The organism is Luteimonas sp. 8-5 (assembly GCF_029763755.1).
Classification (GTDB): Bacteria; Pseudomonadota; Gammaproteobacteria; order Xanthomonadales; family Xanthomonadaceae; genus Cognatiluteimonas.
In genome coordinates, this window is the sequence record NZ_JARUVM010000001.1 from 16,999 (window position 1) to 42,107 (window position 25,109).

27 protein-coding genes and 1 pseudogene are annotated in these 25,109 nt (G+C 69.1%); 22 read left to right on the top strand and 6 right to left on the bottom strand.

From position 1 onward, the window contains the following. The first annotated feature begins 25 nt into the window (after positions 1-25). Positions 26-1,375: a dicarboxylate/amino acid:cation symporter gene (locus tag QAA18_RS00085; RefSeq protein ID WP_279410049.1), complete on the top strand. Its 1,350-nt coding sequence runs from the start codon at positions 26-28 to the stop codon at positions 1,373-1,375. 23 nt (positions 1,376-1,398) lie between these two features. Here QAA18_RS00085 and QAA18_RS12880 read toward each other — a convergent pair. After that, positions 1,399-1,761: pseudogene (locus QAA18_RS12880) on the bottom strand (C40 family peptidase); the annotation flags it as partial. Between the two features lie 303 nt (positions 1,762-2,064). Further along, positions 2,065-2,601 carry a C40 family peptidase gene (locus QAA18_RS00095; protein WP_279410054.1) on the bottom strand — a complete coding sequence of 179 codons (537 nt, stop codon included), beginning with the start codon at positions 2,599-2,601 and terminating at the stop codon, positions 2,065-2,067. A gap of 21 nt (positions 2,602-2,622) precedes the next feature. Between QAA18_RS00095 and QAA18_RS00100 the strand changes: the two genes are divergently transcribed. The 7 genes from QAA18_RS00100 (at position 2,623) to hutG (ending at position 8,749) form a co-directional block, all read left to right on the top strand. Next, positions 2,623-3,102: a peptidylprolyl isomerase gene (locus QAA18_RS00100; protein WP_279410056.1), complete on the top strand. Its 480-nt coding sequence runs from the start codon at positions 2,623-2,625 to the stop codon at positions 3,100-3,102. Between the two features lie 115 nt (positions 3,103-3,217). After that, entirely contained in the window at positions 3,218-3,547 is a 330-nt protein-coding gene (locus QAA18_RS00105) for a metalloregulator ArsR/SmtB family transcription factor (RefSeq protein WP_279410058.1), read from the top strand. A 15-nt stretch (positions 3,548-3,562) separates the two neighbouring features. Beyond that, positions 3,563-4,060, top strand: a complete 498-nt coding sequence (locus QAA18_RS00110; protein ID WP_279410059.1) for an SRPBCC family protein — start codon at positions 3,563-3,565, stop codon at positions 4,058-4,060. Beyond that, entirely contained in the window at positions 4,057-5,319 is a 1,263-nt protein-coding gene (locus QAA18_RS00115; protein ID WP_279410061.1) for a DUF418 domain-containing protein, read from the top strand. The genes QAA18_RS00110 and QAA18_RS00115 overlap by 4 nt, the downstream gene beginning before the upstream one ends. A 39-nt stretch (positions 5,320-5,358) precedes the next feature. Then, entirely contained in the window at positions 5,359-6,615 is a 1,257-nt protein-coding gene (locus tag QAA18_RS00120; RefSeq protein WP_279410063.1) for an FAD-dependent oxidoreductase, read from the top strand. After that, positions 6,612-7,973, top strand: coding sequence for a glutathione-disulfide reductase (gorA, locus tag QAA18_RS00125; RefSeq protein WP_279410065.1), 1,362 nt, complete (start codon positions 6,612-6,614; stop codon positions 7,971-7,973). The genes QAA18_RS00120 and gorA overlap by 4 nt, the downstream gene beginning before the upstream one ends. Further along, entirely contained in the window at positions 7,970-8,749 is a 780-nt protein-coding gene (hutG, locus tag QAA18_RS00130; protein ID WP_279410068.1) for an N-formylglutamate deformylase, read from the top strand. Before gorA ends, hutG begins: the two co-directional genes overlap by 4 nt. A gap of 49 nt (positions 8,750-8,798) precedes the next feature. On the opposite strand, the gene parE is transcribed toward hutG, so the two are convergent. After that, positions 8,799-10,691: a DNA topoisomerase IV subunit B gene (gene parE, locus QAA18_RS00135; protein ID WP_279410070.1), complete on the bottom strand. Its 1,893-nt coding sequence runs from the start codon at positions 10,689-10,691 to the stop codon at positions 8,799-8,801. 48 nt (positions 10,692-10,739) lie between these two features. Here parE and QAA18_RS00140 point away from each other — a divergent pair, with 48 nt between their 5' ends. The 7 genes from QAA18_RS00140 to truD all read left to right on the top strand — a co-directional run bounded on the left by QAA18_RS00140 (position 10,740) and on the right by truD (position 17,244). Next, positions 10,740-12,431: a CTP synthase gene (locus QAA18_RS00140; protein WP_279410072.1), complete on the top strand. Its 1,692-nt coding sequence runs from the start codon at positions 10,740-10,742 to the stop codon at positions 12,429-12,431. Then, entirely contained in the window at positions 12,428-13,261 is an 834-nt protein-coding gene (gene kdsA / locus QAA18_RS00145; RefSeq protein WP_279410075.1) for a 3-deoxy-8-phosphooctulonate synthase, read from the top strand. Before QAA18_RS00140 ends, kdsA begins: the two co-directional genes overlap by 4 nt. A gap of 158 nt (positions 13,262-13,419) precedes the next feature. Next, positions 13,420-14,703 (top strand): phosphopyruvate hydratase, encoded by a 1,284-nt coding sequence (gene eno / locus QAA18_RS00150; RefSeq protein WP_279410077.1) that lies wholly within the window; start codon positions 13,420-13,422, stop codon positions 14,701-14,703. A gap of 15 nt (positions 14,704-14,718) precedes the next feature. After that, complete coding sequence (gene ftsB / locus QAA18_RS00155) at positions 14,719-15,030, top strand: cell division protein FtsB (RefSeq protein ID WP_343226726.1); 312 nt, start codon at positions 14,719-14,721, stop codon at positions 15,028-15,030. Beyond that, positions 15,027-15,740, top strand: a complete 714-nt coding sequence (gene ispD, locus QAA18_RS00160; protein WP_279410079.1) for a 2-C-methyl-D-erythritol 4-phosphate cytidylyltransferase — start codon at positions 15,027-15,029, stop codon at positions 15,738-15,740. Before ftsB ends, ispD begins: the two co-directional genes overlap by 4 nt. Continuing rightward, on the top strand, positions 15,737-16,222 hold the full coding sequence (gene ispF / locus QAA18_RS00165) for a 2-C-methyl-D-erythritol 2,4-cyclodiphosphate synthase (RefSeq protein ID WP_279410082.1): 486 nt from the start codon (positions 15,737-15,739) through the stop codon (positions 16,220-16,222). Before ispD ends, ispF begins: the two co-directional genes overlap by 4 nt. Next, a complete protein-coding gene (gene truD / locus QAA18_RS00170) occupies positions 16,219-17,244 on the top strand; it encodes a tRNA pseudouridine(13) synthase TruD (protein WP_279410083.1) in 1,026 nt (341 codons plus the stop codon). Before ispF ends, truD begins: the two co-directional genes overlap by 4 nt. On the opposite strand, the gene QAA18_RS00175 is transcribed toward truD, so the two are convergent. After that, positions 17,234-17,773 carry a Smr/MutS family protein gene (locus QAA18_RS00175; RefSeq protein ID WP_279410084.1) on the bottom strand — a complete coding sequence of 180 codons (540 nt, stop codon included), beginning with the start codon at positions 17,771-17,773 and terminating at the stop codon, positions 17,234-17,236. The two genes, truD and QAA18_RS00175, sit on opposite strands and share 11 nt — an antisense overlap. Positions 17,774-17,810: 37 nt before the next feature. Between QAA18_RS00175 and surE the strand changes: the two genes are divergently transcribed. The 4 genes from surE to QAA18_RS00195 are packed head-to-tail and all read left to right on the top strand — an operon-like array spanning position 17,811 to position 20,636. After that, on the top strand, positions 17,811-18,593 hold the full coding sequence (surE, locus tag QAA18_RS00180) for a 5'/3'-nucleotidase SurE (RefSeq protein ID WP_279410086.1): 783 nt from the start codon (positions 17,811-17,813) through the stop codon (positions 18,591-18,593). After that, complete coding sequence (locus QAA18_RS00185) at positions 18,590-19,288, top strand: protein-L-isoaspartate(D-aspartate) O-methyltransferase (protein WP_279410088.1); 699 nt, start codon at positions 18,590-18,592, stop codon at positions 19,286-19,288. The genes surE and QAA18_RS00185 overlap by 4 nt, the downstream gene beginning before the upstream one ends. Further along, positions 19,285-19,899 (top strand): DedA family protein, encoded by a 615-nt coding sequence (locus QAA18_RS00190; protein ID WP_279410090.1) that lies wholly within the window; start codon positions 19,285-19,287, stop codon positions 19,897-19,899. Before QAA18_RS00185 ends, QAA18_RS00190 begins: the two co-directional genes overlap by 4 nt. Then, on the top strand, positions 19,896-20,636 hold the full coding sequence (locus tag QAA18_RS00195) for a peptidoglycan DD-metalloendopeptidase family protein (RefSeq protein WP_279410091.1): 741 nt from the start codon (positions 19,896-19,898) through the stop codon (positions 20,634-20,636). The genes QAA18_RS00190 and QAA18_RS00195 overlap by 4 nt, the downstream gene beginning before the upstream one ends. A 194-nt stretch (positions 20,637-20,830) precedes the next feature. Here QAA18_RS00195 and QAA18_RS00200 read toward each other — a convergent pair whose 3' ends face one another. Both QAA18_RS00200 and yhbY read right to left on the bottom strand, forming a co-directional pair. After that, positions 20,831-21,208, bottom strand: coding sequence for an Mth938-like domain-containing protein (locus tag QAA18_RS00200; RefSeq protein WP_279410092.1), 378 nt, complete (start codon positions 21,206-21,208; stop codon positions 20,831-20,833). Further along, positions 21,208-21,513 (bottom strand): ribosome assembly RNA-binding protein YhbY, encoded by a 306-nt coding sequence (gene yhbY, locus QAA18_RS00205; protein WP_279410094.1) that lies wholly within the window; start codon positions 21,511-21,513, stop codon positions 21,208-21,210. The genes QAA18_RS00200 and yhbY overlap by 1 nt, the downstream gene beginning before the upstream one ends. A 52-nt stretch (positions 21,514-21,565) precedes the next feature. Here yhbY and rlmE point away from each other — a divergent pair, with 52 nt between their 5' ends. From rlmE to folP, 3 genes are read left to right on the top strand one after another with little or no spacing between them, the layout of a single operon-like run. After that, positions 21,566-22,198: a 23S rRNA (uridine(2552)-2'-O)-methyltransferase RlmE gene (rlmE, locus tag QAA18_RS00210; RefSeq protein ID WP_279410207.1), complete on the top strand. Its 633-nt coding sequence runs from the start codon at positions 21,566-21,568 to the stop codon at positions 22,196-22,198. A 28-nt stretch (positions 22,199-22,226) separates the two neighbouring features. Next, on the top strand, positions 22,227-24,113 hold the full coding sequence (ftsH, locus tag QAA18_RS00215) for an ATP-dependent zinc metalloprotease FtsH (protein ID WP_279410095.1): 1,887 nt from the start codon (positions 22,227-22,229) through the stop codon (positions 24,111-24,113). Next, positions 24,113-25,012 (top strand): dihydropteroate synthase, encoded by a 900-nt coding sequence (gene folP / locus QAA18_RS00220; protein WP_279410097.1) that lies wholly within the window; start codon positions 24,113-24,115, stop codon positions 25,010-25,012. The genes ftsH and folP overlap by 1 nt, the downstream gene beginning before the upstream one ends. The last annotated feature ends 97 nt before the right edge of the window (positions 25,013-25,109 follow it).

Below are 25,109 nucleotides of genomic sequence, written 5' to 3' on the forward strand. Positions count from 1 at the left end.
GACCGATGTCCCATCCGGAATTCCGATGAAGTTCGTCACCGCGTGGTTTCGTGTTCCGTTCTGGCAACGGGTGCTGGCCGGCTTCGTCCTCGGCGCCCTTGCGGGCTGGGCGTTCGGCCCCGCCGCCGATACCTGGTTCGGCCCGCTGGGCGATCTCTACGTCACCCTGATCAAGATGATCGCGGTGCCGCTGGTGTTCTTCGCGGTGATCCACGCGGTGTCGTCGCTGCACGGACAGCGCTCGATGATGGCGCTGGGCGGCCGCACCTTCGCGTGGTTCGCGGCAACCGCGGTGCTGGCGGTCAGCGTCGGCCTGCTGGTGGGCACGGTGATGCAGCCGGGCGTCGGCGTCGGTGCATTGAGCGTCTCGTCGGATTACGTGCCCAAGGTCGTTCCCGATCCGATCCGCGTCCTGCTCGACGTGGTGCCTTCCAACCCGTTCTACGCGCTGACCGGCATCGGCCAGGTCGCCAATGCCGACGGCAGCACGCAACTGGTCGCGGGCAAGGGATCGATCCTGCCGGTCATCTTCTTTGCCGCGCTGGTCGGTTTCGCCATGGTCAAGCTGGGCGAGCGCGTGGCGCTGGCGCGCAAGCTGGCGGGCGAGGCCAGCGACGTGATGATCCAGGTGACGCGCTTCGTGCTCGAGGTCACCCCGATCGGCACTTTCGGCCTGATCGCTTCGCTGGTGGGTGCGTTCGGTTTCGAGAAGCTGCTGCCGCTGGGCACTTTCGTGGTTGCGCTGTTCGTGGCCTGCGCGATCCAGATCGTGGTCGTGTACGGCGGCCTGCTCCTGCTGCACGGCCTCAATCCGATGAAGTTCTTCCGCGGCGCCGCCCCCGGCATGCAGGTGGCGTTCGTCAGTTCCTCGAGCTTCGCCTCGATGCCCGCGGCGCTGCGCAGCGTCACCCACAACCTCGGCGTGGACCGAGACTACGCCGCCTTCGCGGTGCCGCTGGGCGCGAGCATCAAGATGGACGGCTGCGGCGCGATCTACCCGGCGCTGGCGGCGGTGTTCATCTCGCAATACACCGGCACGCCGATGAGCGGCGACCAGTACCTGATCGTGCTGATCGCCTCGGTACTCGGCAGTTTCGGCACCGCCGGCGTCCCCGGCACCGCGGTGGTGATGGCGACCGTGGTGCTGACTGCAGCCGGCCTGCCGCTGGAAGCGATCGGCTACCTGTACGCCATCGACCGGGTGCTGGACATGATGCGCACGATGACCAATGTCACCGGGCAGATGCTGGTGCCGGTGCTGGTGGCGCGGGAAACCGGATTGCTCGACCGCGAGACCTACCAGTGCGCGTCCAGCAACATCGGCGTGGCCGAAGGCGAGGCGGCCGAGCCGCATCCGGTGCGCGACGCGGCGTAGGAGCGCGCCTCGCGCGCGCAATGTCAGGTCCCGGCGACGCGCCGGGCCTGGATGAACTTGTTGCCCCAGTAGCCGCCATCGAGGGTCGACACGGTGACTTCGCGCCCGGTGCGCGGCGCGTGCACGAAGTTGCCCTTGCCCAGGTAGATGCCGACGTGGTCGACGCGGCCCTTGCGGCGGCCGAAGAACACCAGGTCGCCGGGCGAGAGTTCGCTGCGGTCGATGATTTCGCCGGTGCGCGCCATGTCGCGCGAGACGCGCGGCAGGTCGATGCCGATGGTGGTGCGGAACACGTAGCCGACCAGCCCGCTGCAATCGAAGCCGTCGGTGGTGGTGCCGCCCCAGCGATAAGGCGTGCCCAGCAGGGTCAGCGCACGCTTGATCACCTGGTGGATGCGTTCGGTGGCGGTGGGTTCGGCCTCGGCTGCGGTCTCGACCTCGGTGCCGGTGGGCACGTCGATCACGATCGCGGTGTCGTCCGTGGCGGCCGGGCCGCTGGCCTGTGCGTCCTGCGCATGCGCCGGGGCGGCTAGCAGGGCGAGGGCGGAAAGGCCGAAGGCGAGGGTGCTGGAGCGAATCGTCACGCGTATTCCACATCGGTGAGCAGGGCGTGATGGTGCCGCAGCTCGCGGGAGCGGTTGTTAAATCCGCTTTCCACTTCAGTCAGGCAGGTGAAATGCGACGCCTGTTCAGCCGCCTGCTTCGGAGAGCACGCGGCGCGCGCCGCTGTAGTGGTCGCGCCACCAGGCGCCGTCCAGCCGGTCCAGGCGCACCGTGCCGCCGGTGCTGGGCGCATGCACGAACCGCCCTTCGCCGACGTAGATGCCGACGTGGCTGACCTGGCCGCGTTCGCCGAAGAACACCAGGTCCGCCGGGGCCAGCTCGCGCGGGGCGATGCGCGGCCCCTGGTATTCGGACAGTTGCCGGGAGGTGCGCGGCAGGCGCAGGTCCAGCATGTCGCGGAAGACGTAGTTGACCAGGCCGCTGCAGTCGAACCCGCCCTGCGGGGTGTTGCCGCCGTAACGGTAAGGCGTGCCGACCAGGCTGATGGCGCGCATCAGCACCGCGTTGGCCGCGGCCGGGTCGGCCGGGCGGACATTGCCCCAGTCGCGCGACGGCGCGGTCGCTGCCGCGGGGCCGCGCACCGGCGTGCTGCCGCAGGCGCAGAGCAGGGTGGCCGCGAGTGCGGCGGCCGCGAAAGCACACTTATAATGACCGGTCCCCATCAAAGCGATGCTAACCCCGCCATGAAGATCGAGAAAGACCGCGTCGTCCGCTTCCACTACGCGGTCGCAGAACAGGGCGCCGAGCCCGTGGAGAGTTCCGAAGGGCGGGACCCGCTGGCGATCCTGGCAGGCCACGGCAACATCATCCCGGGCCTGGAGAAGGCGATGGAAGGGCGCGAGGCCGGCGAGAAGTTCAGCGTCGACGTGTCCGCCGCCGAGGCCTATGGCGAGAAGCGCGAGGGCCTGACCCAGCGCGTTCCGAAGAAGCATTTCGGTGGACAGCGCCTGGAGCCGGGCATGCAGGTGGTGCTCAACACCAACTTCGGCCCGCGCGCCGTGACCATCGAAAAGGTGGGCATGAGCGTGGTCGATGTCGACCTCAACCATCCGATGGCAGGCAAGAACCTGCATTTCGACATCGAGATCGTCGAGGTGCGCGAGGCCAGCGCCGAGGAACTCGAGCACGGCCACGTGCACGGGGACGGCGGCCACCACCACTGACCCTGGCCGGGGCGCGGGCCGCTCCCGCGCCGCCGGACGGAATCCATGACCGGAAACGCTTGACGGGTTTCGCTTGCCGCTGTATATAACCATTGTGTTATTAAAACAAATGGTTATGAACCAACCGGACCGCCTCGACCTGACCTTCGCCGCCCTGGCCGATCCGACCCGCCGCGCGATCCTGGCGCGGCTGGCCAATGGCGAGGCCACGGTGACCGAGCTCGCCGAGCCGTTCCAGATCAGCCAGCCGGCCATCTCCAGGCACCTCAAGGTGCTCGAGCGCGCCGGCCTGGTTTCGATGGGCGTGGACGCGCAACGTCGCCCGCGCAGGTTGCAACCGGCGCGCATGCAGGAAGCGGTGGACTGGATCGAGCGCTACCGCGAGATGTTCGAACGAAACTACCAGTGCCTCGATGCCTTGCTCGAGGATCTCCAGGGCAAATAGAACCAGGGAGCAACCATGCACAAGCCCGCCGAAGTGACCTTGCCGAGCGATCGTGAAGTCCGCGTCACCCGTACCTTCCATGCACCGCGGCAACTGGTGTGGGATGCGCACACCAGTCCCGACCTCGTGCGCAGGTGGCAGGGCCACGGGGGCTGGGACATGCCGGTGTGCGACATGGACGTCAGGACCGGCGGCAAGTACCGGTGGCGCTGGCGTAATCTCGAGGATGGCAAGCAGTTCGGCTTCTTCGGCACGTTCACCGAAGTCGATGCACCAACGAAGCTCGTCCACGAGCAGTACTACGATCCGGGCGATACCGATTTCGCCATGCCCGAAGGCGATCCGTGCATCGTGTCCCTTGAGCTCGACGAGCAGGACGGCATCACGACGCTGGTCTGCAACCTGGCCTTCGCCTCGAAGGATGCGCGCGACGCCGCGGTCTCCACCGGCATGACCGAAGGCATGGAATACAGCTACACCCGCCTCGACGCACTGTGCGAGGCCGCGGCGTGAATGCCCGGGCGGCCGCGCCGCACCTGGCGCCGGTGGCCGCGGGCGAACGCATCGTCGCACTGGACGTGGTGCGCGGTGTCGCCCTGCTCGGCATCCTGCTGATGAACGTCGAGTTCTTCAGCAGGCCGATCGCCGACCTCGAATCGGGAATGGCCGCGGGCCTGCACGGCGCCGACCTGTGGATCGCATGGTTCGTGCACGTGTTCGTGCGCGGCAAGTTCTGGACCATGTTCTCGCTGCTGTTCGGCATGGGCTTCGCGCTGATGCTGCTGCGCGCCGATGCGAAGGGCGCGCCGTTCGGATGGCCTTACCTGCGCCGGACCCTGGTGCTTGCCTTGCTGGGTGCGGCGCATTACCTGTTGCTGTGGGCTGGCGACATCCTGTTCGCCTATGCCATGGGTGCCTTGCTGCTGCTGGTCGCGCTGGTGGCCGGGCTGCGGCGCATGCCGCCGGCGCGGATGGCCAAGGTCGGCCTGGCGATCTACCTGTTGCCATTCGTGCTGATGATGGTCGGCGGCGCCAACATGCTGGTCGCCCAGCCGGAACCGCCATCCGCGGAACAGGCTCAGGAACTCGCCCAGCGCGTGCAGGAGCACGAGGTCCGGGTGGCCGGGGAAGCCCGGGTCATGGCCGGCGGCAGCCATGCCGATGCCGTCGCCCTGCGCGTCGACGGACTGCCGAAGTTCATCGGCATCGGCGTGGGCTTCGGCGTGATCGTGGCGGGCGTCTTCCTGGTCGGCGCCTGGTTCGTGCGCTCCGGTGCGATGCTCGATCCTGCCGCCCACCTGCCGATGTTCCGGCGGATGGCGGGATGGGGTTTGCCGGTGGGCCTGGGCCTGTCGGTCGTCGCCGCGCTGGTCGCCACCCGTGCCGTTCCCGGCCAGAACGACGCCGAATTCCTGTTCGCATCCGGCCTGGCGGCCGTGGCGGCGCTTCCTGCCAGCGTGGGATACATCGGTGCCGTGGTCGTGGGACTGCACGGCCGGGCGCGCCGCTGGCTGGCGTGGTTCGCACCGGCAGGGCGCATGGCGTTGAGCAACTACCTGGCGCAGTCGCTGCTGGGCACGCTGTTCTTCTACGGCTACGGCCTCGGCCAGTGGGGAATGAGTCGCAGCGGCCAGCTCGTGTTCGTGCTGGCACTGTTCGGCGCGCAGATGCTGTTCTCCCGCTGGTGGCTGTCGCGCTTCCGCTTCGGCCCGCTCGAATGGCTGTGGCGCGCCGCGACCTACGGGCGCTGGCCGCCTCTGCATCTGCACTGACCCATCCCGGAAAGCCCGCCACATCGCTACACTTGCGGGATGGAAAAGAACGCCGATGTCGTGGTCGTGGGTGGGGGAGTCGTCGGCCTGGCCTGCGGCCTGGCACTGGCGGAACGGGGGCGTAGCGTGCGCGTGCTCGATGCCGGTCGCATCGGCGGCGGCAGCTCGCACGGCAATTGCGGCACGCTGACGCCGAGCCATGCGTTGCCGCTGGCGGCGCCGGGGCAGGTCGGGCGCGCGATGCGCTGGATGCTGACGCCCGATGCGCCGCTGTACATGAAGCCGCGCTTCGATCCGGCGCTGTGGTCCTGGCTGCTCCGGTTTGCCGGCCGCTGCAACCACGAGGCGATGATGCGCAGCGGCCAGGTCCGTGCCCGCCTGCTGCTGGCCTCGCGCGCGGCCTTCCCGGAATGGCTGGCGCGCCATGGCATCGACTGCGAGTTCGCCGAAACCGGCACCGACCATGTGTTCCGCGACGCGCGCGCGCTGGAGGAATACCGGGCCGACCTGCAGGCGCTGGCCGAGCTCGGCGTGCGCAGCGAGATCATCGACGGGCCGACCTACCTGCGCGACGAGCCGGCACTGCGCGATGGCGTGGTCGGCGTGGTCCGCTATCCCGACGACGCCAGCCTGCGTCCCGACCGCTACGTGTCGGGCATGGCGCGCGCGTTGCAGGCGGCCGGCGGCGAGCTGGTCGAGAATTGCGAGGTGCGCGGGATCGCCGAGGCCGCAGGGGGCGTGGACATCGCCACCTCCACCGGGACCCACCGCTGCAGCGACGTCGTGCTCGCAGTCGGCGCCTGGTCGCCGCGGCTGGCGCGGATGCTGAAGGTGCCGCACCTGGACAAGGTGATGCAGCCGGGCAAGGGGTACTCGATCACCTACAGCAGGCCGATGCTGGCGCCGCGCCGGCCGCTCACCCTGCAGGAGCGCAGCGTCTGCGTCAGCACCTGGGGCAGCGGCTATCGCCTGGGCAGCACCATGGAGTTCTCCGGCTTCGACACCAGCCTCAACCAGCGCCGCCTGGCCGCGCTGGAGCGCGCCGCGCGCGAGTACCTGCACGAGGGCGTGGGACCGGTGAAGCAGGAAGAGTGGTACGGCTGGCGGCCGATGATGGTCGACGACGTCCCGGCGATCGGTCCGGTGCCCGGGCGCCGGCGGCAGTGGCTGGCGACGGGCCACGGGATGCTCGGCGTCAGCATGAGCATCGCGACGGCGGGACTGGTCGCTGACCTGGTCACCGGTACCGAGCCGCGTTTCGACCCCGAGCCCTATCGCCTGGAGCGGTTCGGGTGAGCGATTTCGACCTGGTGGTGCTTGGCGGTGGATCGGGCGGCCTGGCCGGCGCGTTCCGGGCCGCGGGGCACGGTGCCCGGGTCGCGATACTCGAACCTGCCGAACTCGGCGGCACCTGCGTCAACGTGGGCTGCGTGCCCAAGAAGGCGATGTGGCTGGCCGGCGACATCGCGCACAAGCTCGCGCTGGCGCGCGAACTGGGCTTCGATCTCCCCGAAACCCCGCCCGCGCTCGACTGGCCTGCGTTCATCGCCTTCCGCCAGCGCTACATCGGCAACATCCACGCCAGCTATCGCAAGCGCCTGGACGCCGCGGGCATCGCGGTGCTGCCCACGCGCGGGCGCCTGGCCGGTGCCGGCGTGATCGAATGCAGCGACGGTGTCCGCATCCGTGCGCCGCGGATCCTGCTGGCCACCGGCGGCAGGCCGGTTCGACCTGCGATACCCGGCGCGGAGCTGGGCATCGATTCCGATGGCTTCTTCAACCTCACCGCGGCGCCGCGACGCGTAGCCATCGTGGGCGGCGGCTACATCGCGGTGGAACTGGCCGGCGTGCTGCAGGCGCTGGGCAGCAAGGTGGAACTGTTCGTGCGCGGGCGCCGGCTGCTCAGGGGTTTCGACGCCGACGTCGCCGCGCAACTGATGGAGGACTATCGCCAGCAGGGCATCCATGCGCATTTCGACAGCACCGTGCAGTCGCTGCATCGCAAGGACGGTGGCATCGCGGTGCGCGGTGGCGATGCGCGCGACAGCGACACGGCCGATGCAGGTCCCTTCGACAGTGTGATCTTCGCCACCGGCCGTCGCCCGAACAGCGACGGGATCGGCCTGGAGGAAGCCGGCGTCGAACTGGACGCGCGCGGGCATGTGGTCGTGGATGCGTTCCAGCGCACCAGCGTCGACGGGGTGCATGCGGTCGGCGACCTGACCGACCGGGTCGCGTTGACGCCGGTGGCGATCGCTGCGGCGCGCCGCCTCATGGACCGCCTGTTCGGCGGCCGCGCCGAAGCCAGGCTCGACTGCGACAACATCGCCACCGTGGTGTTCTCGCATCCGCCGCTGGGCACGGTCGGCCTGACGGAGGAAGCGGCGAGGGCCGCCCACGGCGATGCGGTCAGCGTGCATCGCGCCGGCTTCCGTCCGATGCTGCACGCCCTGGCCGACTCGCCCCAACGCAGCCTGTTCAAACTGGTCTGCGTCGACCGCAAGGTCGTGGGCATCCACCTGCTCGGCGAAGGCGTCGACGAAATCCTGCAGGGTTTCGCCGTGGCGCTGAAGCGCGGCATCACCCTCGACGACCTGCACGACACGGTGGCGATCCATCCCACCTCGGCCGAAGAACTGGTGCTGGTGCAATGACCCCCATCTTCACCCTCCATCGAGGCGAAGCGCCCCTGCTGGTCAGCCTTCCGCACGAAGGCAGCCTGATCCCGCCGGAGATCTCGGCGCGCATGGTCGAAAGCGCGCGGCGCGCGCCCGACACCGACTGGCACGTGGCGCGGCTGTATGCGTTCGCGCGCGACCTGGGCGCCTCGATCCTGGTGCCGTCGCATTCGCGCTACGTGGTCGACCTCAATCGCCCCCGGGACGACACGTCGCTGTATCCCGGCCAGAACACCACGGGGCTGTGCCCGGCCGTGCAGTTCAGCGGTGACCCCGTCTATTTCGAAGGCCAGGCACCCGGCGAGGCCGAGGTCGCCGCGCGCGTGGACACGTACTGGCGCCCCTACCACGAGGCCTTGCGCGGGGAACTGGACCGCATCCGCGACCAGCACGGGCGCGCGGTGCTGTGGGAAGGCCATTCGATCCGCGGCGAACTGCCGTTCCTGTTCGAGGGCCGCCTGCCGGACCTGAACCTCGGGACCGCAGCCGGCGCCAGCTGCCGCCCCGAGCTTCAGTCGCGGCTGGAAGCCGTGCTGGCCGCGCAGGACGACTACGACTGGGTCGCCAACGGGCGCTTCAAGGGCGGCTACATCACCCGCCACTACGGCGACCCCGGCAACGGCATCGACGCCGTGCAGCTGGAGATCAGCCAGCGCAACTACATGGACGAGGACAGCTTCGCCTGGGACGAGAGCAGGGCGGCCGCGCTGCAGCGCGTGCTGCGCGTGCTGCTCGAGGCGGCGCTCCAGTAAAAGCGCGCCTTGCGCGCGACCGGCGCGCATTCGCGCGCAAGGCGCGCTTCTACACTTCCAGCGTTGCCAGGTCGCCCTTGCGCTCCAGCCACGCCTTGCGGTCGCCGGCGCGCTTCTTGCCCAGCAGCATGTCCATCAGCGAACGGGTTTCGGTGCCGTCGTCGACGGTGAGCTGGACCAGGCGGCGCGTGTCCGGATGGATGGTCGATTCGCGCAGCTGCGCGGGGTTCATCTCGCCCAGGCCCTTGAACCGGGTGACGTGCACCGCGCCCTTGATCTTCTCTCGCTCGATGCGCTCCAGCAGCAGTCGCTTCTCCTCCTCGTCGAGCGCGTAGAACACCTGCTTGCCCACGTCGACGCGGAACAGCGGCGGCATCGCCACGAAGATGTTGCCGTTGGCCACCAGCGCCGGGAAATGCCTGAGGAACAGCGCCGAGAGCAGGGTGGCGATGTGCAGGCCGTCCGAGTCGGCGTCGGCCAGGATGATGACCTTGCCGTAGCGCAGGCCGGAGATGTCGTCCTTGCCCGGGTCGCAACCGATGGCCACGGCCAGGTCGTGCACTTCCTGCGATCCGAGCACGCTGCCCGAGGACACTTCCCACGTATTGAGGATCTTGCCGCGCAGCGGCAGGATCGCCTGGAAATCCTTGTCGCGCGCCTGGCGCGCGCTGCCGCCGGCCGAGTCGCCCTCGACCAGGAACAGCTCGGTGCGCGATAGGTCCTGGGAAATGCAGTCGGCCAGCTTGCCGGGCAGAGCAGGACCCTGGGTGACCTTCTTGCGCGTGACCTGCTTTTCGGTCTTGAGCCGGGCACTGGCGCGCTCGATCGCCAGCTGCGCGATCTTCTCGCCGAGCTCGACGTGGGTGTTGAGCCAAAGGCTGAACGCGTCGTGCGCGGCGCCCTCGACGAAACCGGCCGCCTGACGCGAGGACAGCCGCTCCTTGGTCTGGCCGCTGAACTGGGGCTCGGTCATCTTCAAGGACAGCACGAAGGCGGCGCGGTCCCACACGTCCTCCGGCGCGAGTTTCACGCCGCGCGGCAGCAGGTTGCGGAAGTCGCAGAACTCGCGCAGGGCATCGGTGCAGCCGGTGCGCAGGCCGTTGACGTGGGTGCCGTGCTGCGGCGTGGGAATCAGGTTGACGTAGCTTTCCTGCACCAGCTCGCCCTCGGCGACCCAGGCGATCGCCCAGTCGACGATCTCGGTGTCCTTCTTCAGCTGCCCGGAAAACAGTTCCGGCGGCAGCAGTTCGGCACCGGCGAGTTCGCCCTTGAGGTAGTCGCGCAGCCCGTCCTCGTAGTGCCAGCGCACGCGCTCGCCGCTGGCCTCGTCGAACAGCGACACCGTCAGGCCCGGGCAGAGCACGGCCTTGGCGCGCAGCAGGTGGCGCAGGGCACGCAGGTTGAACTTCGCGCTGTCGAAATACTTCGGGTCCGGCCAGAAACGCAGGCGCGTGCCGGTATTGCGCTTGCCGACGCTGCCGACCACCTCCAGCCGGCTCGCGGGCTCGCCGCCGGCGAAGTCCATGCGGTACTCGTTGCCGTCGCGCTTGATGTAGACCTCGAGCCTGCTCGACAGCGCGTTGACCACGCTGACGCCGACGCCGTGCAGGCCGCCGGAGAAGGTGTAGTTGCGGTTGTTGAACTTGCCGCCCGCGTGCAGCCGGGTCAGGATCAGTTCGACGCCGGGCACCTTCTCCTCGGGATGCACGTCCACGGGCATGCCGCGGCCGTCGTCGGAGACCTCGCAGGAGCCGTCGGCGAACAGGACGACCTCGATTTCACGGGCGTGGCCGGCGAGGGCCTCGTCGACCGCGTTGTCGACCACTTCCTGGGCCAGGTGGTTGGGGCGGCTGGTGTCGGTGTACATGCCCGGCCGGCGGCGGACGGGATCGAGGCCAGACAGGACCTCGATATCTGCGGCGTCATAGCGGCTGCTGCTCATGCCGCCATTGTCGCGTAGAATGGGGCTTTCCAGCGAGCCGCTGCCGCCATGTCCCCTGCCAGCCCCGTCACTCCGCTCATCTTCGTCACCGGGGGCGTGGTGTCCTCGCTGGGCAAGGGCATCGCCGCCGCGTCCCTGGCCGCGATCCTGGAAGCGCGCGGCCTGCGCGTGACGATGATGAAGCTGGACCCGTACATCAACGTCGACCCGGGCACGATGAGCCCGTTCCAGCACGGCGAGGTCTACGTCACCGACGACGGCGCCGAGACCGACCTGGACCTGGGCCACTACGAGCGCTTCGTCAACACCCGCCTGTCCGGGCGCAACTCGATCAGCGCCGGCAAGGTCTACGAGGCCGTGATCCGCAAGGAGCGCCGCGGCGACTACCTCGGCGGCACCGTGCAGGTGATCCCGCACATCACCGACGAGATCAAGCGCAGCATCGACGCGGCCACCGCCGGCTTCGACGTCGCGCTGGTCGAGATCGGCGGCACCGTGGGCGACATCGAGTCGCTGCCGTTCCTGGAGGCGATCCGCCAGATCCGCACCGAGCGCGGCCCGGAGAAGGCCCTGTTCATGCACCTGACCCTGGTGCCGTGGATCGCCGCCGCCGGTGAGCTCAAGACCAAGCCCACCCAGCACTCCGTCAAGGAGCTGCGTTCCATCGGCATCCAGCCCGACGTACTGGTGTGCCGCAGCGAGCAGCCACTGCCCGAGGGCGAGCGGCGCAAGATCGCGCTGTTCACCAACGTGCCGGAGAAGGCGGTCATCTCCGCCGTCGACCTGGACAACATCTACAAGCTGCCGATGTGGTTGCGCGACCAGGGCCTGGACCAGATCGCGGTCGAGCGGCTCAAGCTCGCCGACAAGGCCGCCGAAGTCGCCGACCTGTCGCAGTGGGAGGCGGTGGTGGATGCTTCCGAGCATCCGGTGGACGCCGTGACCATCGGCATCGTCGGCAAGTACGTCGACCACCAGGACGCCTACAAGTCGCTGGCCGAGGCGCTCAAGCACGGCGGCATCCGCCAGCGCACGAAGGTGACGCTGAAGTGGCTGGAGTCCAGCGAGGTCGAGCGCGAAGGCGCGGCGGCGCTGCACGGCCTCGACGGCGTCCTGGTGCCGGGCGGCTTCGGCGATCGCGGTTTCGAGGGCAAGGTCCTGACCGCGCGCCATGCGCGCGAGTCGAGGCTGCCGTACTTCGGGATCTGCTACGGCATGCAGGCCGCCGTGGTCGACTACGCTCGCCACCTGCTCGGCATGGAAGGCGCCAACAGCACCGAGAACGACCGCAAGTCGCCGTATCCGGTGATCGGCCTGATCACCGAGTGGCGCACCGCCAGCGGCGACATCGAGCGTCGCAGCGAGGACAGCGACCTGGGCGGCACCATGCGCCTGGGCCTTCAGGAGCAGCGCGTCAAGCCCGGCACGCTGGCCCACAAGCTGTACGGTGCCGATGTGGTCGGCGAGCGGCATCGCCACCGCTACGAATTCAACAACCGTTACCGCACCCAGCTCGAGGACGGCGGCCTGGTGATCAGCGCCAAGTCCATGGACGACACGCTGGTGGAGATGATCGAACTGCCGCAATCGGTGCATCCGTGGTTCCTGGCTTGTCAGGCGCATCCGGAATTCCTGTCCACGCCGCGCAGCGGGCATCCGTTGTTCATCGGTTTCATCCGCGCCGCGCGCGAGCACAAAGCGCAGGCGGGCGGCCGGCTGCTCAAGGAGGCCAGCGCATGAAGCTGTGCGGTTTCGAAGTCGGCCTGGACCGACCGTTCTTCCTGATCGCCGGGCCGTGCGTGATCGAATCGATGCAGCTGCAGCTCGATACCGCGGGCAAGCTGAAGGAGATCACCTCGGCGCTGGGCGTGCCCTTCATCTTCAAGTCAAGCTTCGACAAGGCCAACCGTACGTCGGGCACCAGCTTCCGCGGGCCTGGGCTGGAAGAGGGCCTCAAGGTGCTCGCCGAAGTGAAGCGCCAGCTCGACGTGCCGGTCCTGACCGACGTGCACGAATACACGCCGATGGACGAGGTCGCCTCGGTGGTCGACGTGCTGCAGACGCCGGCGTTCCTGTGCCGGCAGACCGACTTCATCCAGAAGGTCGCCAGCGCCGGGCGACCGGTCAACATCAAAAAGGGCCAGTTCCTGTCGCCGTGGGAGATGAGGCACGTCACCGACAAGGCGAAGGCGACCGGCAACCAGCAGATCATGGCCTGCGAGCGCGGCGCAAGCTTCGGTTACAACAACCTGGTCAGCGACATGCGCTCGCTGGCGGTGATGCGCGACACCGGCTGCCCGGTGGTGTTCGACGCGACCCACAGCGTGCAGCTGCCCGGCGGCGCCGGCGGCAAGTCCGGCGGCCAGCGCGAGTTCGTGCCGGTGCTGTCGCGCGCGGCCATGGCCGTGGGCATCGCGGGCATCTTCATGGAAACCCACCCGGACCCCGACAAGGCCCTGAGCGACGGCCCCAACGCCTGGCCCCTGGGCAAGATGCAGGCCCTCCTCGAAACCCTCATCGCCATCGACGAAGTCACCAAGCGCAACGGCTTCCTCGAAAGCAACAGCTAAACGCAGGACGCGGATAACGCGGATATAGAGCGGATCAACGCGGATAAGGCAGTAATGGTTCCAGATCACGCTGCACCACTATTGTCTTATCCGTGTGAATCCGCTTCTCTATCCGCGTTGATCCGCGTCAAAGACAACTTCCACGATACGAAAGAGCCATGACGACCATCGCCAAGATCCATGCACGTGAAATCCTCGACAGCCGGGGCAATCCGACGCTCGAAGCGGAGGTGACGCTGGCCGACGGCAGCTTCGGGCGGGCCATGGTGCCCTCGGGCGCGTCGACCGGCAGCAAGGAAGCGGTGGAGCTGCGCGACGGCGACAAGACCCGTTACCTCGGCAAGGGCGTGCGCAATGCGGTTGCCCACGTGAACACGACGATCGCCGAGGCGCTCAAGGGCTTCGACGGCGACCAGGCCGCGCTCGATCGCAGGCTGGTCGACCTGGACGGCACCGAGAACAAGGGCCGGCTCGGCGCGAACGCCCTGCTGGGCGTTTCGCTGGCCAACGCGCATGCGGTGGCGGCGTCCAGGCGCATGCCGCTGTGGCAGCACCTCGCCGGTGACCGCCAGGTGTCGCTGCCGGTGCCGATGATGAACATCATCAACGGTGGCGCGCATGCCGACAACAACGTCGACCTGCAGGAATTCATGGTCCTGCCCGTGGGCTTCGATTCGTTCTCCGAGGCGCTGCGCGCGGGCACCGAGGTGTTCCACGCGCTGAAGTCGGTGCTCAAGGGCCGTGGGCTGTCGACCGCGGTCGGCGACGAGGGCGGCTTCGCGCCGGACCTGCGCAGCAACGAGGAAGCGCTGGAAACGATCCTCGAGGCGATCGGCAAGGCCGGTTACCACGCGGGCGAGGACATGATGCTGGGCCTGGACGTCGCGGCCAGCGAGTTCTTCGACAACGGCAAGTACCACCTCACCGGCGAGGGCAAGCGCCTGACCGGCGAGCAGTTCGTCGACTTCCTCGCCGGCTGGGCCGCGCAGTACCCGATCGTCACCATCGAGGACGGCATGGACGAAGGCGACTGGGACAGCTGGGAACTGTTGACCCGGCGCCTGGGCGACAAGGTCCAGCTGGTGGGCGACGACCTGTTCGTGACCAACCCGCGCATCTTCCGCGACGGCATCGAACGCGGCGTAGGCAATGCGATCCTGATCAAGGTCAACCAGATCGGCACGCTGACCGAAACCCTGGAAGCGATCGCGATGGCCGATGCGGCGCGCTATGCCGCGGTGGTGTCGCACCGCTCCGGCGAGACCGAGGACACCACCATCGCCGACATCGCGGTGGCGACCACCGCCACCCAGATCAAGACCGGCTCGCTGTGCCGCAGCGACCGCGTCGCCAAGTACAACCAGCTGCTGCGGATCGAGGAAGCGCTGGGCAGCGCCGCCCGCTACGCCGGCCGCGATGCCTTCGTCTCGCTGAAGCGCTGACGGCGCCCACGACCGATGCGCGGCCTGCGGATCGTCCTGCTGCTGTTGCTGGTACTGCTGGGCTGGTTGCAGTACCGGTTGTGGTTCGGCAGCGGCGGGCAGCGCGAGGTCGCGCAGCTGGAGTCGCAGGTGCGGCAACAGGCGCGCGACAACGCCGGACTGCAGCAGCGCAACGATGCGCTGGCCGCGGAAGTCGAGGACCTCAAGTCGGGCGAGGCGGCCGTGGAGGAGCGCGCGCGCAACGAGCTGGGCATGATCAAGCCGGGCGAGACCTTTTACCGGGTGATCGAACCGCAGGAACCTGCACCCGCGGAGCCGGCGCCATGACCTGGGCCGTGGTTCCGGCGGCGGGGATCGGCTCGCGCCTGGGCGCCGCGTTGCCGAAGCAATACCTGGCGGTCGACGGCGAGCCGCTGATCGCGCATGCGTTGCGCGCGCTGCTGTCGCATCCGGCCGTGTCGGGCGTGGTCGTCGCCCTGGCCGCGGGCGATGCGCACTGGCCGGGATGGACCGAACTCCAGGGCAAACCGGTCGCCACCTGCACCGGGGGCGCCTCGCGCGCGGAGTCGGTGCTGGCGGGGCTCGCGGCCCTGCCGGTCAGCGTGCGCGCCGACGATTTCGTGCTGGTCCACGACGCGGCGCGCCCCAACCTGTCGCAGGAAGATCTGCAGCAGTTGCTGGAGCGCGGCCGGGCGGATCCGGTCGGCGCGATCCTGGCCGCGCCCGTGCGCGACACCCTCAAGCTCGCCGGCGCCGACGGCGGCATCGACGGCACCCAGCCGCGCGAGAAGCTGTGGCGCGCGCTGACGCCTCAGCTGTTCCGGCGCCTGCAACTCACCCGTGCACTGCAGTCCGCGCGCGACGCCGGCATCGATGTCACCGACGAATCCATGGCCATGGAGCGGCAGGGCCACCGCCCGCTGCTGGTCGAGGGCAGCGACGACAACTTCAAGGTGACGACGATGGCGGACCTGGAGTACTTTCGATACCTGCGTTTCGCTGCGGCTTCCGCCGCTCCCACGGGGTCGCGAGGATGAACCTGCGAATCGGCTACGGTTTCGACGTCCACGCCTTCGGCGACGGCGACCACGTGATGCTCGGCGGCGTGCGCGTGCCGCATTCACGAGGCGTGGTGGCGCACAGCGATGGCGACGTCGCGATCCATGCTTTGTGCGACGCCATGCTCGGGGCGCTGGCGCTGGGCGACATCGGCCGTCATTTCCCGCCGTCGGATCCGCAGTGGAAAGGCGCGGCGGGCGACGTCCTGCTGCGTCGGGTGGCGGCGCTGGCGGGCGAGCGCGGCTGGCAGCTGGGCAACGCCGACATCACCATCGTTTGCGAACAGCCGCGGGTCGGGCCGCACGTGGCTGCGATGCGCGCCGCCATCGCCGCCGCGCTCGGTGTTGACGAGGACGCGATCGGCGTCAAGGCAACGACGACCGAAACGCTGGGTTTCACCGGCCGCGGTGAAGGCATCGCCGCGCACGCGGTGTGCCTGCTGCGCGCGCAGGCCGCGTGACCGCATCCGGCGAGCCGGCCTGTCCGCACGCCCATGGCGCGGCAGTGCTGGCGGCGCGTTTCCGTGCGACGCCCGAGGACTTCCGCGTCGACGAGATCGATGCGTTCGCGCCCAGCGGCGCCGGGGAACACCTGCTGCTGACGGTCGAGAAGCGCGGGATGAACACCGCCTTCGTGGCCAGATTGCTCGCGCAGTGGGCGGGCATCGACGAGTCCGGGATCGGCTACGCCGGGCTCAAGGACCGCCATGCGGTGACCGTGCAGCGTTTCAGCGTCCACTTGCCGAAGAAGGTCGCACCGGACCTGGCTGCGCTGCAGACGGAAGGACTGCGGGTGCTCGACTACGCCTGGCATGCGAAGAAGCTGCCGCGAGGCGCGCTGGCCGGCAACCGGTTCGTGCTGGTGCTGCGCGATGCGCAAGGCGATCGCGAGCTGGTCGAGTCGCGGCTGCAGGCGATCGCCTCGCGCGGCGTCCCCAACTATTTCGGCGAACAGCGCTTCGGTCGCGGCGGCGACAACGTCGCCAATGCGCTGGCGATGTTCGGCGGGCGCCGGGTTGCGCGCGACCAGCGCACCTACCTGTTGTCCGCGGCGCGCTCGCAGCTGTTCAACCGCGTCCTCGGCGCCCGGGTCGCGGCGGGCAACTGGGACATGCCGCTCGACGGCGAGGTGTGGATGCTGGACGGCACGCGCAGCGTTTTCGGGCCCGAATCGTTCGACGAAGCGCTGGCGGCGCGGCTCGCGGCGTTCGACATCCATCCCACCGCACCGCTGTGGGGCAGGGGCGAACTGCGCACGACCGGGGCCGCGGCGGCGCTGGAACGCGCGGCGCTGGAAGACCCGGAATCGCTGGCCCTGCGCGCGGGCCTGGAAAAGGCCGGCCTGAAGCAGGAGCGGCGTGCCACCCGCCTGCGCGTGCAATCGCTGCAATGGCAGTGGCCGCAGGCGGAAACGCTGGAGCTGCGCTTCAGCCTGCCGCCCGGCGCCTACGCGACCACGGTGCTGTCCGAACTCATCGCTTGAGCAGGACCAGCACTGCGCCGTTGCCGCCCTGTGCCGCGGGCGCGGAGTGGAAGGCGAGCACGTCGGCGCGCTGGCGCAGCATCCGGTCTACCAGGTTCTTGAGCACGGGGACGCCGCTGTCCGAGTGCAGGCCCTTGCCGTGGACGATGCGCACGCAGCCGTGTCCGGCCTGGCGCACCTCGGCAAGGAAGGCACGCAGCAATGCCTCGGCGCGCACGGAGTCGGCCGCATGCAGGTCCAGTTCGTCCTGTACCGCGTACTGGCCGCGCTTCAGGCGTTGCAGCACGCGACCGGGTACTTCGTCGCGGCGATAGGACAGGGCGTCGCCGGCCTCGAGCGTATCCGCAGCCATCATGGCGCGGCGGAATTCGCCCAGCGCCTCCGCGTCGTCGCGCGCGGCCATCCGCGGCAGCGGCCTGGGCGGTGCCTTGCGCGGAGGCTCCGGCATAGCCGGCAGTTCCCGCACCGGTCCGATCGCCTCCCGGAACAGGGCCGCGTCGTCCTGGTCGTCGTTTTCGCGCTTTGCCATGCCCCAAGCCTAGCGCGTCATCCGCTATCATTCCTGCATGCGCGTTCTGGTCAGCAACGATGACGGCGTCGACGCCCCGGGCATCCGGATCCTCGCCGAAGGGCTGCGTGCGGCCGGCCACGAAGTCCTGGTCGTCGCGCCGGACCGCGACCGTTCCGGCGCGAGCAACTCGTTGACCCTGGACGCGCCGGTGCGCGTGCTCCAGCGCGACGAGCACACCTGGTGCGTGTACGGCACCCCGACAGACTGCGTGCACGTGGCCATCACCGGCATGCTCGAGCTCGAGCCGGACATGGTCGTGTCGGGAATCAACAACACCGCCAACCTGGGCGACGACGTGATCTACTCGGGCACGGTCGCCGCGGCGATGGAAGGCCGGGTCCTGGGCCTGCCCGCGGTGGCGATGTCGCTGGCCACCCGCGACCACCGCGGCGAGCATTACGAGACCGCCGCGCGCGCCGCGGTCGAGATCATCGCCAGGCTGCAGGTCGATCCGCTGCCTGCCGACACCATCCTCAACGTCAATGTGCCGGACATCCCGTGGTCGGAAGTGCGCGGCTTCGAAGTGTCGCGACTGGGCAACCGCCACCGCGCCGAGCCGTGCGTGCAGCAGGACGATCCGCGCGGCCGCACCTGGTGGTGGATCGGCGCCGCCGGCGCGGAACAGGATGCGGGCCCGGGTACCGACTTCAACGCGGTGCGCAGCGGCCATATCGCGATCACGCCGATCAACGTGGACCTGACCCGTTACCAGGCCCTGGAGCAGGTCGCCAGCTGGGTCGGCGGGCTCGAGGCGGAGCTTCGCGAGGGCGTGGCATGACCCCGCGCCTGCGCCTGCAACCGGAAGCCGTCGGCGTCGGCATGACGTCGCAGCGGGTTCGCGACCGGCTGATCGAGCGCCTGCGCGCCGGGTCCGACCAGGCGGACGGCATTGCCGACGAGCGCGTGCTCAATGCCATCCGCACCGTGCCGCGGCACCTGTTCGTCGACGAGGCCTTCGCCACGCGCGCCTACGACGACACCGCGCTGCCGATCGGCCACGGCCAGACCATCTCCCAGCCGTGGGTGGTGGCGCGCATGACCGAAGCATTGTTCGCCGATGGTGCGCAGCCGAAGAAGGTGCTGGAAGTGGGCACCGGCTCCGGCTACCAGGGTGCGATTCTCGCTGCGCTGGGGCTGGAGGTGTACACGGTCGAACGCATCGGCGAACTGCTGCGCACCGCGCGCAAGCGCTTCCGCGCGCTGGGCCTGAACGTGCGCAGCAAGCACGACGACGGCCGCATCGGCTGGCCGGAAATGGGCCCGTTCGACGGCATCGTGGTGACCGCCGCCGCGCCGGCGCTGGTCGACGCCCTGTCGGCGCAGCTGGCGCCGGGCGGGGTCCTGGTCGCGCCGGTGGGCGCCGCGAACGGGCAATCGCTGCTGCGCCTGCGCAAGGACGCGGCAGGCAACATCCGGCAGGACGTGCTCGGTGCGGTAGTGTTCGTGCCACTGCTGTCCGGAACCATCGATTGAAGCTCTTCGGGCCCCTCTACGAGCGTGCCCTGCAGTGGTCGCGGCATCGCCACGCGCCGGCGCTGCTGACCGGGCTGAGCGTTGCCGAGGCCGTGGTGTTCCCGGTGATGCCGGAAGTGATGCTGGCGCCGATGGCGCTGGCGCAGCCACGGCGGGCCTTCCGTTTCGCCACCTACAGCCTGGCCGGCTCCATGGTCGGTGCGGTCTTCGGCTACCTGCTCGGCCTGTTCGCCTACGAGCTGGTGCAGCCGCTGCTGGCCAGCCTGGGCTGGGTGGAGCGCATCGACAAGGAGGTGGAGTACCTGCGCGGGGTAGTGGCGCAATCGCCGTGGAAGGCGTTCTGGATCCTGGTGCTCGCGGGCTTCACCCCGATCCCGCTGAAGATCTTCACCTGGGCATCGGGTATCGTCGGCGTGCCGATGCTGCCGTTCCTGGCCAGCATGCTGGTGGGGCGCGGCAAGCGCGTGTACCTGGTCGCGCTGGCGATCCGGCTGGGCGGCGAACGCGCGCAGGCCGCGCTGCACCGCTGGATCGAACCCATCGGCTGGATTGCGGTCGCATTGCTTGCCGCGATTGGCGGCTACCTGGCGTGGAGGGCACAAGGCGGATGACGGTGATGACGCGTAGCGGCGTGTGCCTGATGCTTGCAATCCTGCTTGCCGGTTGCGCAAGCAGCCGTGTCGTCAGCCGCACCGCCAGCGGCAGCGTGCGCGGCCCGGTGGCGGTGTCGACGCCCAAGCCCGGCGTGGTGGTCACCGTGCAGCGCGGCCAGAACCTGTACCGCATCGCCACAGACAACGGCATCACCCTGCGCGACCTGGCGGCCTGGAACGGGATCCGTTCCCCGTACACCATCCATCCCGGGCAGCGCCTGCGCCTGTACCCGGGGGGCGGCGGCAACGCCACCGTGCGCAACCCACCGCCGCGCAAGCCCGCCCCGACGAGCAAGCCGCCAGTGGCCGTGCCGGCGCCGACCTCGTTCTCCTGGCGATGGCCCGTGGACGGCCCGCTGCTGGCTACCTACCTGGCCGGGGAACCGACCCGCCAGGGCATCGACATCGGCGGCCGCGAAGGTGCGCCGGTGCGCAGCGCGGCCGACGGCGTGGTCGTGTACTCCGGATCGGGCCTGGTGGGCTACGGCGAGCTGATCATCGTCAAGCACGACGAGCAGTGGCTGTCGGCTTACGGACACAACCGCAAGCGGCTGGTCGACGAGGGCCAGGTGGTGAAGGCGGGGCAGCAGATCGCCGAACTCGGCCATTCGGGGGCGGCGCGCGACATGCTGCACTTCGAGATCCGCTTCAACGGCAAGCCCGTCGACCCCCTCCGCTACCTCCCCAAGCGCTGATCCCGTGGGCGAGCGCTTGCGCGCGAAGGTCTATCGCGCGCTTACGCTGGAAAGGCGGTCCGCTTTGGCGAATGTCCCCCGGCCGGGCCTGCGGCCCGGCCTCCTCCTTGATTTCGCCAAAGCGCACCACCTTTCCCGCGGCGCCCCGCTCGCAAGCGGGCGGTTCGCGTTTGCTTCGCGCGCAAGGCGCGCTCCTATGCGGTGGGGAAGACGAGGGCGGCTACGACGCGGCGGCCTTCGGCGGCGAGCACGCTGTAGGTGCGCGCGGCCGCGGCATTGGTCATCGCCTCGAGCCCCACGCCGCGCTGCAGGCAGGCGGCGAGGGTAGCCGGCGGCGGGAACGCCTGGGTGGCGCCGGAGCCGAGCACGATCAGCTCGGGATCCAGCGCAAGCATCGGTTCCAGGTCCGCGACCGACAGCGCGGTGATGTCGCGCAGGTGCCAGTCCTCGATCAGCGCATCGGGTGCGACGATGAAACTGCTGCGCAGCGAGCGCTCGTTGACCAGGGCGTGGTCGCCGTCGGCGCCGCGCAGGAAGTACTGGTAGTCGGGGCGTTCGAGGTGGAGCTGCATTACGGCCGGGGCAGGACGATCCGCCGGTGGTCGGTGGACGGGCGGTAAAGCACGGCGGTATGGCCGATGCGCTGCACCAGTGCGGCGTCGACGCGGCCGGCGAGGTCGGCGATCAGCGCATCGCGCGCTTCGCGGTCGTCGGAACCGACCTTCACCTTGATCAATTCGTGGTGCTCCAGGGCCAGGTCGACCTCGGCGGCGAGCGCGTCGGTCAGGCCCTTGCCCCCGACCTGCAGCATCGCCTTCAGGTCGTGCGCCTGGCCGCGCAGGAAGCGGGTCTGGGCGGCGGTGAGGGCGATCGGCATGGGGTCGGGCAACGGAAAGAAGGAGGAGGGGCAGGGTATCATGGCCACGACCATGGCCACCCGAAGCAAGTCCAGCCAACGCTGGCTGAAGGAGCACTTTTCCGACCCCTACGTGAAGAAGGCGCAGGCGGAAGGGATGCGTTCGCGCGCGGCCTACAAGCTCGAGGAACTGGTCGAGCGCGACCGGTTGCTGAAACCCGGCATGGTGGTCGTCGATCTCGGGGCCGCCCCCGGCGGATGGTCGCAGTGGGTGCGGCAGTCGCTGGGCGACAGCGGCCGGGTGGTGGCGCTGGACATCCTGGAGATGCCGACCCTGGCCGGGGTCGAGTTCCTTCATGGGGACTTCAGGGAAGATGCGGTGCTATCGGCCCTGGAAGCCACGCTGGACGGGGCCCGCGTGGACCTTGTGCTTTCCGACATGGCCCCCAATAAAAGCGGTATGGACGCGGTGGACCAGCCGCGGATGATGCACCTGGCCGAACTGGCGATGGAGTTCGCCGACAACCACCTGCGCCCCGGCGGCACTTTCCTGATCAAGCTGTTCCAGGGCGTGGGGTTCGACCAATACGTTCGCGACCTGCGCAGGCGATATGAGAAAGTGTCGATCCGCAAGCCCGCGGCCTCGCGCAAGCGTTCACCCGAGGTCTATGCCCTCGCCCAGAACAAGTTGTCCCGCCCCAAGTGAGCCCGTCCCAAAGTGAGCACCCCCGTAAATGAATGACCTTGTGAAGAACCTGCTGCTCTGGGTCGTCGTCGCCGTCGTGCTGATGGTGGTGTTCCAGAGCTTCAGCCCCAAGGGGCCGGCCACCCAGCCGCTGACCTACGACCAGTTCGTGCACGAGGTGCAGGGCGATCGCGTGGCCGAGGTCAAGATCGCCGAGGACCGCACCACCATCACCGGCGAGCGCAAGGACGGGACGAAGTTCACGACCCATGCGCCCAGCGACAAGGACCTGGTCGCCGACCTGCTGAACCACGACGTGACCCTGGTTCAGGCGCCGCCGGCCAGCGGCATGTCGTTGGGCATGATCCTGATCAACTTCCTGCCCTGGATCCTGTTCATCGGCATCTGGGTGTACTTCATGCGCCAGATGCAACAAGGCGGCGGCAAGGGCGCGATGTCCTTCGGCCGTTCGCGCGCCAAGCTGCTCAACGAGGACCAGACCAAGATCACCTTCGCCGACGTCGCCGGTTGCGACGAGGCCAAGGAAGAAGTGTCCGAGCTGGTCGAGTTCCTGCGCGACCCGACCAAGTTCCAGAAGCTGGGCGGCAAGATCCCGCGCGGCGTGCTGATGGTCGGCCCGCCGGGCACCGGCAAGACGCTGCTGGCCAAGGCCATCGCCGGCGAGGCCAAGGTGCCGTTCTTCTCCATTTCCGGTTCCGACTTCGTTGAGATGTTCGTCGGCGTCGGCGCCTCGCGCGTGCGCGACATGTTCGAGCAGGCCAAGAAGCATGCGCCGTGCATCATCTTCATCGACGAGATCGACGCGGTCGGCCGCCATCGCGGCGCCGGCCTGGGTGGCGGCCACGACGAGCGCGAGCAGACCCTCAACCAGCTGCTGGTCGAGATGGACGGCTTCGAGGGCGGCGAGGGTGTGATCGTGGTCGCGGCGACCAACCGCCCCGACGTGCTCGACCCCGCGCTGCTGCGCCCGGGCCGCTTCGACCGCCAGGTCGTGGTCGGCCTGCCCGACGTCAAGGGCCGCGAGCAGATCCTGCGCGTGCACATGCGCAAGGTGCCGGTCGCAGACGACGTCGAGCCGATGGTCGTGGCCCGCGGTACGCCCGGCTTCTCCGGCGCCGACCTGGCCAATCTGGTGAACGAGGCCGCACTGTTCGCGGCGCGCGAGAACGCGAAGGAAGTGCGCATGGAGCACTTCGACAAGGCGCGCGACAAGATCCTGATGGGTACCGAGCGCCGCTCGATGGCGATGAGCGAGGAGGAAAAGCGGAACACCGCCTACCACGAAGCGGGGCACGCGATCATCGGACGCCTGGTTCCGGATCATGATCCGGTCTACAAGGTGACGATCATCCCGCGTGGCCGGGCGCTGGGCGTCACCCAGTTCCTGCCCGAGGGCGACCGCTACAGTTCGACCCGCGAGAGCCTGCACAGCCGCCTGGCGACCCTGTACGGCGGTCGCGTGGCCGAAGAGCTCATCTTCGGCGTGGACAAGGTGACCACCGGCGCCTCCAACGACATCGAGCGCGCGACCAAGATGGCGCGCAACATGGTCACCAAGTGGGGCCTGTCCGAGCTCGGGCCGATCACGTTCGGCGAGGACGAGGACGAGGTGTTCCTCGGCCGCTCGGTGACCCAGCACAAGAGCGTCTCCGACGAGACCGCGCGCAAGATCGACGAGGTGGTGCGCGAGATCCTCGACGCCGCCTACAACCGCGCAAAGGCCATCCTCACCGAGAACATCGACAAGCTGCATGTGATGGCCAAGCTGCTGCTGGAGTACGAGACCATCGACGTGCCGCAGATCGACGCGATCATGGAAGGCCGCGATCCGCCGCCGCCGATGGGCTGGAGCCCGGGCGGCCCGGGCAAGGACCAGCCCAAGCCCATCGTCATCGGCGGCCCAGCCGAGGTCTGATGTTCGACACTGCTCCCCGGCTGGATTGTGCCGGTCGCATCGTGGTGCTCGATTGCCCGCGGGTGATGGGCATCGTCAACGTCACGCCCGATTCGTTTTCCGACGGCGGCGAGCACGCCAGCCTGGAGGACGCCGTTGCCCACGGGCTGAAGCTCGCCGAAGAGGGCGCGGACATCCTCGATGTCGGTGGCGAATCCACCCGTCCCGGCGCGGCCGACGTGCCGCTGGAAGAGGAGCTGCGCCGCGTCGTCCCCGTCATCCGCCAGCTGGCGCGTGAAACTGCGCTGCCGATCAGCATCGACACGTCCAAGCCCGAGGTGATGCGCGCGGCGGTCGAGGCCGGGGCCGGCATGGTCAACGACGTGTACGCATTGCGCCGCGAAGGCGCGCTGGATGCGGCCGCGTCACTGGGCGTGCCGGTGGTGCTGATGCACATGCTCGGCGAGCCGCGTTCGATGCAGGACGACCCGCGTTACGACGACGTCGTCGCCGAGGTGCATCGTTTCCTGGCCGAGCGCATCTTCGCCGCGGAGATGGCCGGCATCGCGAAGAAGCACATCGTCGTCGATCCGGGCTTCGGCTTCGGCAAGACCCGCGACCACAACCTGCTGCTGCTGGCCCGACTCGAACGCTTCACCGAACTCGGCGTGCCGCTGGTGGCCGGCCTGTCGCGCAAGAAGACGATCGGGGACCTGACCGGCCGCACCGATCCGCATGAGCGCGTACATGGGTCGGTGGCCGCGCACGTCATCGCCGCCCAGCGCGGCGCGAAGATCCTGCGCGTGCACGACGTCGCCGCCACGGTCGACGCCCTCAAGGTCTGGAATGCGGTGGCCGCGCAGCCGATGCCCAGGCCCCGCGAGGCCGCGCCGGCCATACGCTGGCCGGACGACGAATAGCGACCTGGGTTCTTCCCCAGTGGTCTCCCTTGGGGTAGATTCGGTCAGAACGGGGTCGGGGAAGGGGCCCTTGTTGACAAGCTGCCTCAAATGCGGC

Bases quoted from the DNA above. Each gene is read 5' to 3' on its own strand.
- QAA18_RS00185 (WP_279410088.1), top strand. From the start codon at position 18,590: ATGACCCCGCGCCTGCGCCTGCAACCGGAAGCCGTCGGCGTCGGCATG.
- hutG (WP_279410068.1), top strand. From the start codon at position 7,970: ATGACCCCCATCTTCACCCTCCATCGAGGCGAAGCGCCCCTGCTGGTC.
- folP (WP_279410097.1), top strand. From the start codon at position 24,113: ATGTTCGACACTGCTCCCCGGCTGGATTGTGCCGGTCGCATCGTGGTG.
- surE (WP_279410086.1), top strand. From the start codon at position 17,811: ATGCGCGTTCTGGTCAGCAACGATGACGGCGTCGACGCCCCGGGCATC.
- ispD (WP_279410079.1), top strand. From the start codon at position 15,027: ATGACCTGGGCCGTGGTTCCGGCGGCGGGGATCGGCTCGCGCCTGGGC.
- QAA18_RS00140 (WP_279410072.1), top strand. From the start codon at position 10,740: ATGTCCCCTGCCAGCCCCGTCACTCCGCTCATCTTCGTCACCGGGGGC.
- QAA18_RS00085 (WP_279410049.1), top strand. From the start codon at position 26: ATGAAGTTCGTCACCGCGTGGTTTCGTGTTCCGTTCTGGCAACGGGTG.
- QAA18_RS00195 (WP_279410091.1), top strand. From the start codon at position 19,896: ATGACGGTGATGACGCGTAGCGGCGTGTGCCTGATGCTTGCAATCCTG.
- parE (WP_279410070.1), bottom strand. From the start codon at position 10,691: ATGAGCAGCAGCCGCTATGACGCCGCAGATATCGAGGTCCTGTCTGGC.
- QAA18_RS00110 (WP_279410059.1), top strand. From the start codon at position 3,563: ATGCACAAGCCCGCCGAAGTGACCTTGCCGAGCGATCGTGAAGTCCGC.
- QAA18_RS00175 (WP_279410084.1), bottom strand. From the start codon at position 17,773: ATGGCAAAGCGCGAAAACGACGACCAGGACGACGCGGCCCTGTTCCGG.
- QAA18_RS00095 (WP_279410054.1), bottom strand. From the start codon at position 2,601: ATGGGGACCGGTCATTATAAGTGTGCTTTCGCGGCCGCCGCACTCGCG.
- kdsA (WP_279410075.1), top strand. From the start codon at position 12,428: ATGAAGCTGTGCGGTTTCGAAGTCGGCCTGGACCGACCGTTCTTCCTG.
- QAA18_RS00100 (WP_279410056.1), top strand. From the start codon at position 2,623: ATGAAGATCGAGAAAGACCGCGTCGTCCGCTTCCACTACGCGGTCGCA.
- ftsB (WP_343226726.1), top strand. From the start codon at position 14,719: ATGCGCGGCCTGCGGATCGTCCTGCTGCTGTTGCTGGTACTGCTGGGC.
- ftsH (WP_279410095.1), top strand. From the start codon at position 22,227: ATGAATGACCTTGTGAAGAACCTGCTGCTCTGGGTCGTCGTCGCCGTC.
- yhbY (WP_279410094.1), bottom strand. From the start codon at position 21,513: ATGCCGATCGCCCTCACCGCCGCCCAGACCCGCTTCCTGCGCGGCCAG.
- ispF (WP_279410082.1), top strand. From the start codon at position 15,737: ATGAACCTGCGAATCGGCTACGGTTTCGACGTCCACGCCTTCGGCGAC.
- QAA18_RS00120 (WP_279410063.1), top strand. From the start codon at position 5,359: ATGGAAAAGAACGCCGATGTCGTGGTCGTGGGTGGGGGAGTCGTCGGC.
- QAA18_RS00105 (WP_279410058.1), top strand. From the start codon at position 3,218: ATGAACCAACCGGACCGCCTCGACCTGACCTTCGCCGCCCTGGCCGAT.
- QAA18_RS00200 (WP_279410092.1), bottom strand. From the start codon at position 21,208: ATGCAGCTCCACCTCGAACGCCCCGACTACCAGTACTTCCTGCGCGGC.
- eno (WP_279410077.1), top strand. From the start codon at position 13,420: ATGACGACCATCGCCAAGATCCATGCACGTGAAATCCTCGACAGCCGG.
- rlmE (WP_279410207.1), top strand. From the start codon at position 21,566: ATGGCCACCCGAAGCAAGTCCAGCCAACGCTGGCTGAAGGAGCACTTT.